This is a genomic window from Mycoplasmopsis ciconiae, from assembly GCF_036350065.1.
GTDB lineage: Bacteria > Bacillota_I > Bacilli_A > Mycoplasmatales > Metamycoplasmataceae > Mycoplasmopsis > Mycoplasmopsis ciconiae.
Genome location: NZ_JAZDWZ010000008.1, coordinates 18,846 through 37,005, shown reverse-complemented (window position 1 = coordinate 37,005; position 18,160 = coordinate 18,846). Strand labels below are relative to the sequence as shown.

The 18,160-nt window shown below is 26.1% G+C and carries 13 protein-coding genes; 3 read left to right on the top strand and 10 right to left on the bottom strand.

Features of this window, described 5'->3' with window-relative positions; translation table 4 throughout:
- The first annotated feature begins 6 nt into the window (after positions 1 to 6).
- Together V2E24_RS02860 and V2E24_RS02855 are read left to right on the top strand one after the other, a co-directional pair.
- Positions 7 to 1,881 (top strand): ABC transporter ATP-binding protein, encoded by a 1,875-nt coding sequence (locus V2E24_RS02860; protein WP_330500917.1) that lies wholly within the window; start codon positions 7 to 9, stop codon positions 1,879 to 1,881.
- 13 nt (positions 1,882 to 1,894) lie between these two features.
- A complete protein-coding gene (locus V2E24_RS02855) occupies positions 1,895 to 3,430 on the top strand; it encodes an MAG3240 family lipoprotein (protein WP_330500916.1) in 1,536 nt (511 codons plus the stop codon).
- 37 nt (positions 3,431 to 3,467) lie between these two features.
- Here V2E24_RS02855 and V2E24_RS02850 read toward each other — a convergent pair whose 3' ends face one another.
- The 9 genes from V2E24_RS02850 to ruvA form a co-directional block, all read right to left on the bottom strand.
- Positions 3,468 to 5,597, bottom strand: a complete 2,130-nt coding sequence (locus V2E24_RS02850; RefSeq protein WP_330500915.1) for an OppA family ABC transporter substrate-binding lipoprotein — start codon at positions 5,595 to 5,597, stop codon at positions 3,468 to 3,470.
- Positions 5,598 to 6,689 carry a hypothetical protein gene (locus V2E24_RS02845; RefSeq protein ID WP_330500914.1) on the bottom strand — a complete coding sequence of 364 codons (1,092 nt, stop codon included), beginning with the start codon at positions 6,687 to 6,689 and terminating at the stop codon, positions 5,598 to 5,600. It abuts the gene before it with no gap.
- Positions 6,670 to 7,548, bottom strand: coding sequence for an ABC transporter permease (locus V2E24_RS02840; protein WP_330500913.1), 879 nt, complete (start codon positions 7,546 to 7,548; stop codon positions 6,670 to 6,672). Before V2E24_RS02840 ends, V2E24_RS02845 begins: the two co-directional genes overlap by 20 nt.
- Before the next feature lie 106 nt (positions 7,549 to 7,654).
- A complete protein-coding gene (locus tag V2E24_RS02835) occupies positions 7,655 to 7,918 on the bottom strand; it encodes an HPr family phosphocarrier protein (protein ID WP_330500912.1) in 264 nt (87 codons plus the stop codon).
- Positions 7,919 to 8,250: 332 nt separating this feature from the next.
- Positions 8,251 to 9,123 (bottom strand): translation elongation factor Ts, encoded by an 873-nt coding sequence (gene tsf, locus V2E24_RS02830; protein WP_330500911.1) that lies wholly within the window; start codon positions 9,121 to 9,123, stop codon positions 8,251 to 8,253.
- Between the two features lie 2 nt (positions 9,124 to 9,125).
- The gene (gene rpsB, locus V2E24_RS02825; protein ID WP_330500910.1) at positions 9,126 to 9,995 is read right to left on the bottom strand and encodes a 30S ribosomal protein S2; all 870 of its coding nucleotides are present in this window, start codon (positions 9,993 to 9,995) and stop codon (positions 9,126 to 9,128) included.
- Between the two features lie 285 nt (positions 9,996 to 10,280).
- Positions 10,281 to 12,890 carry a protein translocase subunit SecDF gene (gene secDF / locus V2E24_RS02820; protein WP_330500909.1) on the bottom strand — a complete coding sequence of 870 codons (2,610 nt, stop codon included), beginning with the start codon at positions 12,888 to 12,890 and terminating at the stop codon, positions 10,281 to 10,283.
- Between the two features lie 77 nt (positions 12,891 to 12,967).
- Entirely contained in the window at positions 12,968 to 13,927 is a 960-nt protein-coding gene (gene ruvB / locus V2E24_RS02815; protein WP_330500908.1) for a Holliday junction branch migration DNA helicase RuvB, read from the bottom strand.
- Complete coding sequence (ruvA, locus tag V2E24_RS02810) at positions 13,902 to 14,489, bottom strand: Holliday junction branch migration protein RuvA (protein ID WP_330500925.1); 588 nt, start codon at positions 14,487 to 14,489, stop codon at positions 13,902 to 13,904. The genes ruvB and ruvA overlap by 26 nt, the downstream gene beginning before the upstream one ends.
- Positions 14,490 to 14,685: 196 nt before the next feature.
- Here ruvA and V2E24_RS02805 point away from each other — a divergent pair, with 196 nt between their 5' ends.
- Positions 14,686 to 15,504 (top strand): MAG0110 family membrane protein, encoded by an 819-nt coding sequence (locus V2E24_RS02805; protein WP_330500907.1) that lies wholly within the window; start codon positions 14,686 to 14,688, stop codon positions 15,502 to 15,504.
- 75 nt (positions 15,505 to 15,579) lie between these two features.
- On the opposite strand, the gene V2E24_RS02800 is transcribed toward V2E24_RS02805, so the two are convergent.
- The gene (locus tag V2E24_RS02800) at positions 15,580 to 18,075 is read right to left on the bottom strand and encodes a PTS transporter subunit IIABC (protein WP_330500906.1); all 2,496 of its coding nucleotides are present in this window, start codon (positions 18,073 to 18,075) and stop codon (positions 15,580 to 15,582) included.
- Between the last annotated feature and the right edge of the window lie 85 nt (positions 18,076 to 18,160).

Genomic DNA, 18,160 nt, shown 5'->3' with positions numbered 1-18,160 from the left:
GTAAATATGCACAGAAAAATAACTAACAACACACTTAAAAAATTATTTAAAAAACCAAAAAAGCAAAAAAATAATGTTAATGCATTTTTGGTTGTTAAAGAGTTCTTAAAATATATTAAACAAGAAAAAAGACGTTTTTTGGTTGGTTTTATTATTTCTTTTTTCAATGCTACTTTTTATATTATCGGGACTATTTTTATTGGTTATATCTTTAGAAAATATATTGAAACAGCTATAACCAATCACAATAATTACACTTTAGATATTAAAGGTTTTAGTATCGATATGTCAATTATGACAATTGCTTTTATTTTATATTGAATTTTTAGATATTGAGAAAAAAGAATTTATATAAAAATAACTTACGAATCTAGTGGAAGAATGCGTAAAGAAGTGATGGAGAAATTACTTAAAATGCCTATTTCATACTATGATTCGCAAAAAGCAGGTGATTTAATTTCGACTTTAATAAACGATATAAATAATGTTTCAAATACACTTTTTGGAGTATTGAATACAGCTATATTTAACTTTTTTAGCATTTTATTTTCAATAATTTTTATGTTTTTAACAAGCGCAAAATTAACTTTAATAGTTATACCTATGGCTGTTTTTATGTTCGGTTTAAGTTTGTTGGTGTTAAAAAAATCACAACCGTTATTTATTAAACAACAAGACGCCTGAGGTCAGTTGGGTGCAGTTGTAGAAGAAATGATTCACAACACTAAAGTAACAAATGCGTTTAATCAAAGAAAAACAGTAATGAATGAATTTAGCAAGATTGCTAGAAACATTAAAAAAACCGCTTTTAAAGGTGATCTAATCTCTAGAAGTATTGACCCGTGATTTGGATTAACTTTATATGTAATAAATTTAAGTGTCGCATTTATTGGTGTTTATTTTTATCTAACTAAAGTGCAAATATGAGGCATAAATGGTTTAGGTGTAGATTCACAAGGTCACGCAACAGCAGGTTTTATTATTACTTATATTGCTTTAAATTGAAATCTTTTAGGACCTGTTCAAGATTTATTATTACTTAATTTTAAAATCCAACTAGGAATAGCTTCAAGTAACAGAATCTTTAAATTATTAGAATTAAACGATAAAAGCGCAAATATAGAAAATATAACTTTTGAAAATGTTAGCGGTCAAGTTATATTTAAAAACGTGTGATTTAAATATAATAAAGATAGCGAGAATTACCAACTTAAAGATGCTTCATTTATAGCTAAAAAAGGTCAAAAAATTGCTATCGTTGGTCCTACGGGCGCTGGAAAAACTACGATAGTAAATCTCTTAAGTAAATTTTATGATTATGACAAAGGAAGTATTTTAATTGATAAATATGAACTTAAGAATATTTCCAAAAATAACTTAAGATCATTCATGAGTATTGTTTTACAAGATTCATTTTTCTTTAATGATACAATTATGAATAACTTAAAATTGGCTAATCCACAAGCTAAAGATGAAGATATAATTCAAATCGCAAAATTGATCGGCGCTCATCATTTTATTTTATCAATGGAAAAAGGTTACGATACATTGATTGAAAATAATGGTGCTAATTTATCTCACGGTCAAAGACAAATGTTTTCAATTATTCAAGCTATTTTAGCTGATAAACAGATTTTAATTTTAGATGAAGCAACCAGTAATGTAGATTCCTTTACTGAAGAAATTATTCAAAATGCATTAAATAAATTAATGGAAAATAAAACTAGTTTTATAATTGCTCACAGATTGAGTACAATAAAAAACGCTGATTTAATTTTGGTGGTTAAAGCCGGGGTAATTATCGAAAGAGGAACACATCAAGAATTAATGGATCAAAAAGGATTTTATTACTCACTTAATACAACTCATTATAATAATTAAATAAAGGAGAGTTATGAAAAAAATATTTAAATTTTTAAGTGTTTTTACAGCTACTCCTTTATTTTTTATTTTTAGTAGTTGCAACAACAATAGCACACAACTAAAAATAAAAAATTTTGAGGGAGAAAAAAAGTTAAACTCTCAACAGCTAGCTTTTATTTTAAATAATTTTGAATTCCAAAATTTAATTGACAAAAAAACAAATAACTTATTTGAACAAAACCAAAATGATTCTATTTTATACCCAAATTTTTCTTGGGAGCGAGCTTTTAAAAAACAAGAAAATTTTGAAAAGTTATCAAATAATCAAAAAAATAAAGTTATTGAAAAAGAATATTCAAATTTATTTTATTTAGATAATTTTGAATTTTTGCTTTATAAAATATATGATCAATATAATTTTTATAAAGATTTTATACCTAATTTAATTGACATTAAACAAATTAGACTTTTGGGCTTTTATTATAGTGATATACAACAAAAACTCTTATCAGATATTATGCTTTTAAATTTAAAAGCATATGCTAATTTTCCTAAAAACATTAAAAGTATTCGACTCCAAAATCTTACATATAATCTTGAAAACAACTATATTAAATTTAGTATTCATTTTTATGATCAAGATCATAAAAATATAACTCCATCACAATATAAAGACAATACATATACAATTAATAATTTCTTTAAATACAGTGATTTTAACCGTAATTATAAATTCATAAATCTTTCTGATAAATTACAATTTAATGAATTTATCCCTAATCCAACACTTAAAATAGATTATAAAAATTACTATAACCCTTTTAATTATCAAGAATATGATTCTTTAGTAGATGGATCTAATTTAATTACAAGTAAATACTTTAATTATTTATTAAATAAATATCCAGAATGATTTTATATTCCAATACCTGATTATTTAAAAGACGTTGTTCAAGAGTTTAAAATTTACCAAAATCACTCTCCGCAAGAACAATACGCAAATTTAACAAATCCTTTTGAACAAATTAGCAAAATTTATGTTCAAGTAATATATAAAAACACTGATAGCCAAACATATGAGTGAAATTCTATAGATTTTAATAGACATTACCACTTATTTAAAGGATATTTAAACCAAGAAAATAAAATTCAAACTTATTTAAATTCTGAAAATTTAGATAAAGGTCAAAATTTAGATGATTTTTTAGAAGAAAATATGCAAAATTTAATCGATAAAGCCATAAAACAACTCGAAAATAACTTAAGCATTTGAAACAACCAAAAAATGAACCAAATAGAGGCATATGAGGCTCTTAGGTTTGATTTTAAAGGATTTAGTTTTATTGAAGATTTATTAAATAATTACATGAGTGATTATTTAATAAATAACACTCAAAATAATTTTTATACCGGAATAAAATATTTAAAAATAAACAAACACACTACAAATAATCCTGGAGCGTTAAATATAAAAATTGATTTTTATGACTTTGATAATAATCTAATCAAAACATCAAAAAATCACTTTTTAATTAAGAATTTTAAAGGTTATTTATCGGATGTTTAAACGTAAAATTAAAAGAGTAACTTAAGTAGTTACTCTTTTAATTTACCTTGATATCATCAAAAATAGTATAGCCTAAATCATTTATAGGGTTGTTAAAATGTGGTTGAACTATTTTTTTGTTAAAATCTCCTATATCTAAAATGATAAATTCTGAAAAAGGAATTAAATAAATATTATTAATATCTTTTAAAATAAGACTTTGATTAAAAACACTATTTTGATTGAAGTTATTTATAAACTCTTTTTCTGAAGTAATATTATATTTTTTAATATACTCACTGATGTTAAAATAATCATATTTGTTTGCTAATTGTTTAATTTGATTAAAAGTAATTTTTTCAAAAAGTTTTTTTAAAAAACTTTCTAAAGTGTTATCAAAATAGCTTATTTCATATTTATTATAAATATAATTTTTGTCATTTAAATTAACGTCGTTGACAAATTCGAATGAAGCTTGAATACGCGAATCTAATGAATTAATTAAATTAATTCAATTTTGATAAATGAATTGTAAATAGAAATTACCTTGTGAAATAACCGGGATGTTAAATTGAATTTTTGTCGATATTAAATCTTTGTTATTTTCGTAAAATTTGTCTAATAGTTGTTTCATGTTTTGTTTAATAAAATCATACTGATAACTTTTAAATTGTTCAGCTAAATCTAAATTTTTAGATATTTGTGTGTATGATAATTTATTATCAACTATATTGATGTTATTTTTTATTTTATAATCACCAAAAGAGTTTAAATCAACGTTATTAATTCAAAATAAAGTATCAGAAACATTTAAATAATTACTTTTATTTGCTTGCGTACTCTCGAAAATACTAAAAGGATAAATTTGAGAATAAAAATAGTTTTGGAAATTTAAATAATTAAAAACAGCGTTAAAATTAAAAACATTATTAATGTATTTTAAGAATAAAAAAGCGAATGAATTATTAAGTATATCGTTATAACTTAAACTTGTGTTGATTAATTGTTGTTGATTTTGTTGATAAATTAACCTAGCGTAAGTGTTGTTGAAGTCAAACTTTTTATCAGTAAAATCAGTAGCAAACACAAATTTATTTAACGGTTTATTTGTTAGTGTTTTAGTGTAAAAAGTTAGCCCATAATTTTTAGAATTGTTAAGTATTTGCTGTTGTTGATATGTATTAAAAAGATCAAAGTCAGCTTCAGAAACTAACATTTGTCTGAAATTTTTAAATAATTGTAGTCTAAAAGTTTCTTCGTCTAATTTTATACTTTTGTAATTTAAAATTATTTCAGAAATAAATTCAGACGAATTACTAAAGTTAAAATCTACAAAATTACTGTTTTTCACATATTTTTGTTGCTCATAATCGTTTAAAACTAATAAATAATGGTTAAGACTTAAACGATCTTTAAGTGTTGGGTTATATTCACTAAATTTAATTTTTTGATCTTCTAAATATTTATTGCTTACAGGGTTAAAAATAAAATTATTGCTTAAAACCTTAAAGACAAAATCATAATTATATTTTTTTTGGTTTGATTCTAAAATTACTGAGTTGGATGTATTTTTAATCTTTATTTGGTATTCATCTAAAAGTTTTTTAATTTCGGGATTATCAATATTTACTAAAAAATCTTGTGCCTCAAGAGTATATGTGCTTTTTTGGTTATTAACAAAAACATAAGGTGCTTTCTTTATAAAAATCTCGATTTTATTAGCTGCGTTTAAATTATTTTTAAAATCTGGGTTGTTAATACTTGTGATGTTAGAACTATAAGCGTTAACAATTGATAAATTGTCATTGTATTTGTGATTTAAATCATAATCATCATTATCATAAGTGATTGTTAAATCATTATCAAAGTAAAGTTTAATAGCGCTAGCTAAATTTAATTTTGCGACCTTTTTTGTAGGTGTTTTAGTGTTTTTGTTAATAAAGTCATATTCTATTTTATCTACAAATTTATATTTGAACAAACCTTCGAAATTCAAGGAATCAAAATCGCTTTCTATAAATTTAAAGTAGTTGAATTTATAATTAGTATCTTGATAGAGATTGGCAGAATTATAACTTTTAATATAAGTGTTTTTGCTTAATAAATCACCAACATAAGTACAAGAAAGCGAAATTGGTAAAAATGAAATTGATGATATTAAACCTAAAAATTTTCAAATTCTTTTCATTTAAACCCTTTCTATTGTTAATGCGTTAAATAAAATAAAACTAATTAGCTTCAATAAAACTAAAAAACCTGAAAAAGTAAAAATAACAAAAAAGCTGTAATAGTAATTTTTAAAATTGTCAATAATGTCTTTAAAGAGATTGCCAATATTTAATGTTTTAAAAATACCTTCAATATCAAAAAAACTAAGCGAAGCCAAAATCATTAAAGCGATTGCGTTATTCTCGGGAATTAAAATTAAATTCTGCAACAAAACCCTTGGTAAATAAAATTTATAAATTAAGTTAAAATCACTAAAACCTAAGCTTATATAAGAATAATATAATTCCGTGTTTTTTAATTTTTTGCTAAAGATAAATGAATTTAAATAAAAGGGAATTATAAGCAAAAATGACATTATACAAATGAATTTATACAGTGTGTAACTATATAAATTAAAAAAGATAATAACAACAATTAAAGATGGTATAAGTGCAAAAAGACTTATTAAATGATAAGACAAACTGAAATTCCTTTTAGAAAAAGATGCATGGATCACGCCAAAAAATGTCCCAAAAAGTCATGAAATTACACATATAAAAAATGTTACTAAAGTGTTATTTACTAAAGTTTTATTATAAAGTGTTAAATTATCAATTCCAAAATTATTAGTGCCTAAAAAAGTATAAAAATTACTAGTATTAATGTTTTGCACTTTTTCAAAAGCGTTGATTAGTGAATAGGGATTATAAGTAACACTAATAAAACCATCCTTAAAAAAAACGCTGTCAAAACTAAAACCGTACTCATTTAATGAATTAAGTAAATTATATTTATTGATATCAGAAATATTAACACTAACTTTAGGTTCAAAAATTGAGGGTAAATTATACGCATAAATTGAATTAATTATACTTTTATTGGCAGAGTAAGGACTTATAAATAAGTAACATATGCTAAAAACCACAAAAAAAGAAAAAACCACTAATATTAGAATATTAGTTTTTTTGATGAATAAGCGCTCTAAAAAAGTTTTATAAAATTTCTTTGGAGCTGCATTAAAAGATATTTCGTTTTTTTGGTTTTTTACGAAATTAAATTGTTTTTTTTGCATTTAAGTCCTTTTTTATTTTTAAAAAATTAGAAAAATTAGATGCGTTTTTGTATTTAAGTGATTTAGAAGAATCTAGTAATTCGGAAATAAAAACTGATAAAGAGTTGAAAAACAAGAATAAAAAACAAATACTTAAAATAAAAAGTATAAGTAAATTAGATTCATTTATTTTTAGTGCGTTTAATAAAATAACACTCATTCCAGGTATTTGAAATATTCTTTCAATTATCAATGTATAAGCGACCAAAAGCATTAGTAAAGATGGTAAAAACGGAAAAATTAATATTAATGAATTTTTAAAAATTCCTTTAAAAATTATTTGCTTAAGGCTAAATCCGTTACATTTCATGTTGGTAATATAGTATTTTTTTAAAATAACTAAAACTTGCGATTTAGTTATATTGATTGTTATACTTGTACTTAAAATTATTATTAATACCATTGGTGCAACCATCGATGTAAAACTTACTCAATTGTTAATTAAATCAGCAGGAATGAATAAAGTTGGCGCATCTATAGATTCGTTAAAATCTATGAGTATTGGCGCTAAAATAAAAATTGGTACGCCACTGACAAAAAAAGTAATAATATTTACTAAAAAATCAAATCAACTATTAAGGTAAATTGCACTTAAAAGACCAATTATGTATCCTAAAATAAAACCTAACACTAAGGATACAGAAATTAAAATAACACTTAAATAAAAATAATTTAACATTAAAATGAAAGCGTTAGAATAATTTTCTTGCAGTGTGTTTGAATTAAGATGTAAAAATCATTTAAACGTTAAAATATCAAAATAGTTTTGTTTTAAATTACTTGCTGATTGCCCAAAATAAATGAATAAAATACTTAACAAGAAATAAATAATTAAAATAACGAGCAAAATAGATAATAAATTTTTTACTCAGTAAATTAAATATTTCATTATCAAAAATAAAAATAAAGCCTGATTAGGCTTATTATTAAATTAAATTATTTGCTTTTAAAGCTTTTTCGATAGCTTCGATAGCTTGTTCTTCGTCTTCTCCAGACACTTTAATTGTGATTGTTCCACCGTGTTTAACACCTAAAGCCATAACATTCATTATTGATTTTAAGTTACCTTCACGTCCGTTTGATACAATTTTACAATCTGATTTAAATTTACCAGCTGTTCCGACAATGATAGTTGCTGGTCTTGCGTGTAAACCAATAGGATCTGCGATTACGCATGAAAATTCTTTCATTTTAACTCCCTTTTAATGTATAAGTTATTAATGTGTGATTAAAAATATATAATATTTATTATTATACTATTTCATAAACACTTATATGTATAATTAATAAAATTGGTACATTTTATGGAAATTATCGAAAATAACAATTTCAATATAAATTGTTTTATATAATTTTTATTAATTTTATACTTCTTAAAAGTGTTTTTTTAATTTTACCATATTAATTTAAAAAACATAGAAATAAATAAATATTAATATTTGCGAATACCCCTTATTTATAGGCTTAAAAGTAAAATAAAACTACACTTGTTATAAAAGTGTAGTTTTATTTTTAAAAATTATTATTTAACGAATGACATAACTTCTTCAGCAAAGTTTGATTGAACTTTTTCAATTCCTTCACCTACTTCGAATCTTACTGCGCTTAATAATTTATCATTGTGTTGTGCTAAATATTTTTCAACACTTAAAGAATCTTCCATTACAAAACCTTGTTTTACTAAAACAATTTCTGATAATTGTTTGTTTAATCATCCAGAAACGATTGTTTCTTGAATTTTTTCTGGTTTAGAATCGAAGTTAGCAGGTTTTTCAAAACCAGCTTTAATAGCTTCCATTCTTTCTGTTGGAATGTCTTCTAATAAAATGAATTCTGGATTCATAGCTGAAAGGTGCATTGCAACGTTTTTAGCAGCTTCAGCATCTTTACCTTCAACTTTAACAATAGCAGCAATTTGCCCGTTAGCGTGAACGTATAATCCTAATTCTTGGTTATCTGATGCTTCAACTAATTGTGAACGACGGAATGAAATTTTTTCTCCGATTGTAGCTGTTGCGTTTGCACAACCTTGTTCTACTGTTGAACCATCTGATAATTTAGCAGCTAAAGCTTCTTCATATGTGTGAGCGTTAGCTTTTAGAACTGCTTCAGCAATTTCGTTTAATAATTTTACGAAGTTTTCGTTTTTAGCAACGAAATCAGTTTCTGAGTTTAATTCAACAATAACAGCTTTTTTGTTATCTCCTGCAATTGTAACTAAACCTTCAGCCGCAATTCTACCTGCTTTTTTAGCAGCTTTTGCAACACCATTTTCACGTAATCAGTCAATAGCAGCTTCTAAATTTCAATCTGTAGCTTCTAAAGCTTTTTTACAGTCAGCAAAACCAGCGTTTGTTCTTGCTCTTAATTCTTTAACTAAGTTTAAATCAGCCATGATTATTCCCCTTTGTTTTCACGTGTTTGTGGTTTTTTGAATTCTCTTTTTTGTGGTTGTTTAGCATTTTGGAATTCAGGTAAAACTACTTTGTCATCGCTTTGGTAAGCAAATAATTCTTGTCCACCTTGAGCTTTAACAATAGCGTCAGCTAAAATAGTCATAATTAATGAAATACATTTAGCAGAATCATCATTTGCTGGAATTCCAAAATCAACAAAGTCAGGGTCAGAGTTAGTGTCTAATAAAGCAATAACTTTGATTCCTTTTCTTTTAGCTTCTTTAACAGCTATGTTATCTTCATTTGGATCAGCCACAATCATAACTTGAGGTAAACGTTTCATGTTACGGATACCTTCTAAGTTTTTGTGTAATTTATCTAATTCTTTTTGTAATAAAATAGCTTCTTTTTTAGTGTAACCTTGGAAGTTATTTGCTGCTTTAGCTTCTAATTCTTCCATTTTTTTAACACGAGACATGATTGTCTGGTTGTTTGTTAATGTTCCACCTAATCATCTTTCTGTTACGTAGAATGAATTTGTTCTTTCTGCAGCTTCTTTAACAGCTGTTCTAGCTTGTTTTTTTGTACCAACAAAAATAAAACTTGTTTTCTTAGCAGCTAATTTGTTTACTAATGAGTAAGCGAATTCTAAGAATTTTTGTGTTTTTGTTATATCAATAATGTGTGAACCTTTATTTTTTTTGTTAGGTACGATGTATTCTTTCATTTTTGGGTTTCAAGCGTATGCTTTGTGTCCAAAATATGCACCAGCTTCTAATAATTTATCTTTAGAAACGATTGGATTTTTATTTGTTTTTTCAGCAACTTTTTCAGCAGGTGCTGCTACCACTTTTTCTTTTTTATCTGACATAATAATGTCCTCCATTTTTTAGTTTGTTAGTTAAGTCATTACTTCTAACGCCTAGCACTAAAATTAGCACACCCATGCGAATCCATAATGATATATAAATATAAAAAATTGAATTAGAATAATTCTTTTTTATTTTATCATATTAATTTTTTAAAAAACATATATTTAACAAAGGGTATTTTTACTTTTTAACCTATAAAAAAGCAAAATAAAAAGTTATATTGAAAATTATTTTTTTACAGTTTTTTTAAATAATAAAATAACGCCTAAAAAAGCGTTATTTTATTAATATGAGTAATCATTAATCCCTTTAAATGTTTGCTCTTCTGGATTGTTGATATTTCAGTATCTTGTTCTTATTCTTTTTTCAATACGTTTTTGTCTGAAATATTCTAATTTTGTTCAGAATCAAGAACAAATAAAAACTGAAGAGTAAGTTCCGATTGCAATACCAAATAAAATAGTTACATTAAAGACAAAGTCAGTTGCGTTTTTAAAGAATAATAAAATAATAACAGCAAACATTGTTGTTAATGTTGTGTAAATACTTCTTTTCATGGTTTGAGCTATCGCTTTATTAGCGATTTTATTTATGTCTTCTTTTGAAAGAATTGTTTTTGAAGAATATTCTAGATGAATAATTTCTTTTATTCTATCGAAGGTAACTATTGTATCGTTAATACTAAATCCAACTATTGATAGCATAGCTGCAACAATAATTGAAGAAACTTCTAAACGAGTTATTATTACAAATGCAACAACCATTAATAAATCATGAATAAGCCCTAAAATAGCGGCAATTGAGAATGTTCATCTCATTCTTAAAAGTGTATAAAGAACTATTCCGATAAAGCTTGCTCCTACAGCGAACATAGCATTCAATAATAAATCTCTTGCTTCTTTTGTAGAAACTGTGTAATTGATAAATGATAAGCTTGGGAATTGTGAAAGTAAGTCGCTTTGAATTGATGTAATTTTGTCTGATAAATCTTGTGATGTTCTTATTATGATTGAATATGCATTGCTTGAAGATTCATTTTTTTGAACACTTAAAATTTTATCTACATTTAATAAGCCTCATTTATCTGCATTTTTGAAAATATAATCTTTTATATTATTTGCATCTTCTTCGTTTAAAATAAAATGTTCTTGAACATTACCTTGAATTATAAGATTCAACCCACCTTTAAATTCAATCGCTCTTTCTACACCATCATAAATATTTCCATTACTTAAACCTACCGCAACAAAGACAATAGCACCTACTATAATAAAAATAAAACTTCCTAGTGCAAATCACTTAGCATTTTTGTTGTAATCAAATCTGTAAATTAATTTTTTAGATTGATCTTGTTTAATGTATTTTTTGTGAACTCCTAATAATCACAATTTGTTGTTAAACATTCCAGTACCTACTAACATAGTAGATAAGAATCTAGTAAAAATCAACATAACAATTAATGTGAAAATTATTGAAAGAATAAGCGAGATACTAAAACCTTTTACACTTTTTGTTCCAAAGTAAAATAATGTAAAGGCAACAATCATTGTTGTTAAGTTAGCATCAACAATAGACGATAAAGAAAGTGAATTGGAATTTTTAAAAGCTTTAGTTACTCCATCACCATTGTAAATTTCACGTTTAAGTCTTTCGAATGTAATAATATTAGCATCAACAGAAATACCTATACCTATGATTAATGCGGCGATAGTTGATGGTGAATACTCACCTCTTATAGCTGTAAATACTAACAAGGTTAAAAATACATATAAAGCTATTGAAATCGTGCTTAAAGCACCTAATAGACCATAATTTACTATCATGAAAATTGCAATTAATGAGAATACAACTATTCCAGCTAAAATAGCGGATTCGAAGGCAGAATTTTGTAATGTTTTATCTACATAAACACTAGATAAAACTTCTAATGAATAATCTGTTAAACCAAAATTAATCCCATCAGCTAATTCTCTGGCAGATTGCACTGTAAATGGAGAGTTACCACCACCACTAATAATAATTCTTGATGTATTTAGCGGTGTTTCGACACTCGCCACACTAATTAAATATTTAGATGCGTCAAAAACATTTTTCTTAAGTTGATTTCTAATAACTCTTGGTGTGTTTGTTTTTTCGTCAAAAGTTATAGTGGTTGGTTGGTTATTTATATACATGAAGTTATAAAGATTTTGACCACTTTCTTCTCAATCTTTAGGAAATTCTTCTTTAGCTATAGCTAATGCTTCTTGAATGTTAGATCAAATTAAAATAACATTTTTACCTTGATCTTTTAGTTCTGAAACATATTTTGTCGCTTCAGTTCACTGTAAAACAGCATCATCGTTTTTAAGTGTTATCTGTACTACGTTTTGAGATTCTTGCTGAGTAGCAATAGCACCATCTTCAGCAAAAGGAGGAATTCAATTATTTTCATTTCCAACACTTAAAGAACCATCTTTTGTAAATTTACCATTGAAAAACAACGGATTTACGTCAATATCAGTTATTGTTGTTATTGTTTTATCGGTTATTTTTGACTCAAAAGCTCTTCTTTGTGAATCGTTTAATTCACCACTTTGAGTTATTCTTATTTTACCATCACCCTCACTAGAGACTTTGGTACCTGTAAGACCTGTTCCTCCTGTTAACCTGTCAGATAAAGAATTTGAAACTTGTTCGGTTAAATTTTTGTCTGCGTTTTGACCATTTTTATCTTTAACTTGAACTAAAACTTCAATACCTCCACCATACTCAATTGATTTATTTGGGTTGTTGCTAATGTAAAAAGCACTACCAAAAAAAATCGCAATAATTGTACCTATTAAGGTAACACTTGTAATTGCTATTCTTTTTCAATTACTTAAGGTGAAAAATTTTTTAAAAATGTTTTTCATACTTATAAATGTTACCATATTCGTTTTAATTAATAAATATATTTATTAATGGTGCTTTTTTGAGCTTTTTAACAATTTTAAGAAATATTTAATTTAACGTTTTTGATTAAATAATCAATTCCTTGGGTGCTTATTCTTCTACCTCTACCACCTTTTTCAATTAGTCCATGCAATAACAAAAGTGGTTCAATTTCGTTTAAAATTATTTCCTTATGTTGCTTAGTTATAGAACTAATAGTATTTAAAGAAACTCATTTTTCGTTGAAACTCTCACGCAACAAATTAATATAATCAATTTGTTGCTTAGTTAAACCATATTCATAAATATCTAAATATTTAAGCGTTTTTAAAACAGTGTTTTTTGATAAAACGCTTTTGTTATCACTAACACAAAAATCATAGCAGCGCTTAAGTAAATTATTGGCGATTCTAGGTGTGCATTGTGAATGTTTAGAAATAATTTCTAAAGCATTTTCTTCTGCACTAATATTTAGTTTTTTGGCAGTATTGGTGATTATTTTTAAAATATCACTTTCTTCATATATTTCTAATCTTGCTACATACCCAAAACGATCTAAAAGCGGTTTTGCAATATTGTTTATTAGTGTTGTAGCACCAATTAAAGTGAATTTTTTTAACTTCATTCTAATGGTTTTGGCATTTTGATCAACACCTACTACTAAATCAAAAACAAAATATTCCATAGCTGAATAAAGTAATTCTTCAATTGTTTTATTTAGAGAGTGAATTTCATCAATAAATAAAATATCATTTTCGTTTATTACACTTAAAATACTTATTAAATCCGCCTTTTTCTCTAATGATATAGCTTGAATATAATGTATTTTTCGATTAGATTCTTTTGCTATTAAAGTTGCGAGTGTAGTTTTTCCACTTCCAGGGACTCCACTAAAAAGAATATGATCGATGTTTTTATTTTGAATTTTGGCACTTTTAATCATTGCTTTTAAGGTTGTTAAAAGCTTTTTTTGACCTATGAATTCACTAAAATTATTGAGTTTGAAGTCCTTTTTCATAGTGTGTTTTTGAAATTATATTTATGCATTCGTTTATCATATCGTCAAAATTTGCCTTTTTATTAACCTGTGTTAAAGCCATATTAATTTGCTTCTCTTTAAATCCCATGTTTTTTAAAAGATTAATTAAATCATCTATGTTGTTTTCAAAATCTAAATATGGAGATTCTTCTTCAGGTATTTTTTCATCAACGATATTATCATCACTTTTTTTAGTCAATATTTTAGTTCATTTGTTTTTTAGATTAGCAATAATTATTCTTGCTAATTTTTCATTTAGATAGCTAACTTTGCTAATAAATGAATAATTGTCTTCAACTATAGCCTTAACAACTTTTTGCCAACCTAAATTCATTATATTGATTGCACTTTTAGGACCTACTCCGGTAGTTGAAATTAAATCAATAAACAATACTCTTTCTAAAAAATCTTTGAATGCGTATGATTGAACAATATATTCATTTTTTAATTCGTAAATATATAGTTTTATTTTTTGGTTTTTTTCAAAACGCGAATGGTCTGCAACCCAATATTGAAAACCTTCGCCTTTTGACTCAAATATTATGCTTGAATTTTTTTATATACTATTTCACCTATTCTGTAGATAATCATTTTTACCTCTTTATTTTTGTTCTACTTACTTTTATAAAAAAATGAGAAAAAATACTAAAAATAAACTTTTTTAATACTTTTTTTGTAAAAACGGGTTTTTGAAAAAATTTTAAGTTTTCAAAAAATATCTATAAAATTAGTGTGTTATGAACAATAGATATGACAATCAATCAAATTCAAATAATAAATTTATACCAATTAACAACTCACAAGAAAGGATTTTTAAGTATTCTAGCAGTACATCTTTAGCTGGATTAAGCAGCATCATTGGTGGAACCTTAATGCTTTTATCTGTTGCAACTACCTTAATTCTAATTAGATTTTTCTTGTTGGATTTTATTAGATCAATAGGAAACAACTTTACCTTAAGATTGGTGATTTTAATAGCTGGACTTTTATTGATGATTTTAATCTCTGTTTTCCAAAATAAGTTTAAAAAAGCATCAATGGCTATAACAATACCTATAACTATTTTTACGTTTTTAGTTTTTACATTTATGCTTTTTTATGCTGCAGCTTTCTTTGTTATAAGCGATTCATATCAACAAGCTCTTAATGGTGATTTTGATTTAACTAAAAAAACACTAAAATTAGCAGCTATTTTACTAGCTCCTGCACTAGGAATAATTATTTTTGGAATTTTTGGATATTTTGAATTAATTAACGTTTCATTCTTTAATTTAATTTTAATTGTTTTAACTCCAGTTGTTTTTATCTTAGTTATAGTTAATATTTTCGTTAACTCAACAACTATATATAGCATTGTTACAATGGTTTTTGCAATTTATATTTTAATTTCAAGCGCAATTCAAAGTTATATGTTAAAAAATAATTATAGATACTTAACATATGCATCAGATAAAAATGAGTTTATCTCTACATCATTATTTTATGGGATAAATAGTTTCATAAACTATATTGTTTTAGTAGTTAGACTTTTACAGATGTTTAGCCAAAACAACTAAAAATAAAACAAATTCAAATTTTATTTTTATAGATAAAAGAAAAAATATCTACGTGTGTAGATATTTTTTTATAAATTAGTAAACTTTAGCTACTTTTGTGGTTTTTTCTGTAGCAACATCTGCTAACATTTTTACTTTTGTAATTGAGCTATCAGGTAATACACAAACCACTAAGTCAGATTTTAAGTTTTTAGACTTAACAAAATCTAAATCAACAGTCGCAATTAAATCACCTGCTTTAATTTTTTGATCTTGGCTTACGTGAGCTTCAAAACCTTGTCCATCTAAAGTAACTGTATCAATTCCTGAGTGTAATAAAATATTTAAACCATCTTCAGTACTAATTCCGTATGCATGTTTTGTCGGGAACACTAATGATACGAACCCATCAACAGGTGAGTAAATATGCGCTTTACCTTGTTCTGTGTGTTCAACAACAAATCCATCACCAGACATTTTTTCGCTAAATACACCATCTTCTAAAGTTGAAAGATCTTTGATAATTCCAACTGCTGGAGATGATAATTCCTCTGAATAGTTAGCTTTTACTTTTTTATCTTCTTGAGTTTGTACTTGAGGTTCAACTTTTTCCACTTTGTTATTTGATAAATATTCTCTAATCGCTTCTTTTTGTGATTTTATTAATGAGTTTAATTGTTCAGCTTGAGGACCGAAAATAGCTTGTACGTGGTTGTTTCCTTCAACTTTAACACCATTAGCACCAGCAGCTTTTAAAGCATCAATATCAACTTTAGAAGCATCAACAACGTCATAACGTAATCTTGAAGCACAATTGTTAAATGCTGTAATGTTATCTAAACCACCGTAAGCTACTACAACAGCTAAGGCTTTAGGGTCAACTTTTGATTGTTTAGATCCTTTAGTAATAAAGTCAGCTTTTGAGAATAATTTTGTATTTGATCCTCTACCTGGTGTTTCTAAATTAAATTTCTTAATAAAGAAGTAGAAAGCAAAGAAGTATAATGGTGCGTAGAATAATCCTACTACCAATACTCAGTAGAAGTTTGTTCCGTGGTTTACTGGAATAATTCCGTAGATTAATAAGTCTAATAACCCACCACTAAAGGCCATAGGAATGTGAACTCCTAAAAGATTTGCAGCCATGAATGATACCCCACAGAAGAATGCGTGGAATCCTCAGAATAATCATGGAGCTAACATTAAGAATGTAAATTCAATAGGTTCAGTAACCCCAGTTAACATACTTGTAAATCCAGCAGGTAAAACTGTACCAATAGCAATTTTTCTTGTTTCTTTAGGAGCTGCAAAAACCATAGCTAACGCAGCTGCTGGCAATCCAAAAATCATTACTGAAAATTTACCGTCTGTAAATCTACCAATTTTGTATCCAAATTTTGAAACAAAATCAAAAACAGGCATGCTAATTTTAGCTTCACCTGCTTTAGGTGTTCAATCAATAATTTGTGGAGCACTTAATAATGCAATAGCACCTGTACTATCACCTTTGAATTTATCAGCAAATTGTTGTGATAAATTCATTAATTTTTGTAATTGTGGACCAAGTATAGCTTCTGGATAGGTTTTTTGGAATTGTTCTAAAGCTTGTTGTAAGCTTCCTCCAGCTTCAGAATATCATAAAGGTGAGTAGAAAACATGGTGTAATCCAAATGGAATTAAAGATCTTTCGATGTATCCAAAGGCAAAAGATTCAAATCCATAAGGTATTTTACTTAATGATGAGCCGAATAAATTAAACGCAATTCCAACTCATGGTCAGAAAATTAAGAAAATAACCGCTAATAACGCCGCTGCAGGTATTACGATAATTGCAACAAAACGTTTTCCACCAAAGAAAGAAATGGCGCTTGGTAATTGAATTGTGTGGAATTTATTGTATAAGTATGAAACAAGTAGTCCAATTGTAATTCCACCGAATACAGAAGTTTGAAGTGTTTTAACACCTAAAGTTGTTCCCACAAGTGCTTTTAATTTTAATGGGTCTCTTCCTCCTGCTTCGAATAAAATTTTATAACCAGCTATGTTGTCGCTAAGTTCAAGTTTTGATCCATTTAATCCTTCTGCAGAATTAAAAGATTCATTTAATTTAGATATCTGTTCTTTTAAAGAATCTAAACTTTCTTTTTGTGTTGGGCTTAATAACTCATCAAATTTATAATCAGTAATAAAAACTGATTGAATTAATGAAAATGTCATATAAGCTATTATTGTTGAAAAAACAGCAACACCAGCATCGTCAGTAAAAGCAATAACAAACGAAGCTGCGAATAATAATGGTAATGCAGAGAAAACTGGTTGACCTAAGTTTTCAATGAATTTACCAAATAAAATTAAAGATTCATTTCTGGTTTCGCTAAGGTTGGCAGGATCAATTGTAATACCCGCGTTTTGAATTGTCGCACCAACACCCAAAAATAATCCAGCAATAGCCATAACAGCAATAGGTAACATAAAACTACCAGAAATTTTTGATAAAATTTTACGTGTTTTACCACTATTACTATTATCTTTTGCACGTTTTTCAGATTTTTTTAGTTTAAAATCTTGAAACTTTTGAGCTAATGTCTTCATATATCCTTTCTATTTTTTAGCCCTTTAAATAATAAAAGTACTATTTTATAGGCAAATAAAATCCATAACATAAAATTTTTTAAAA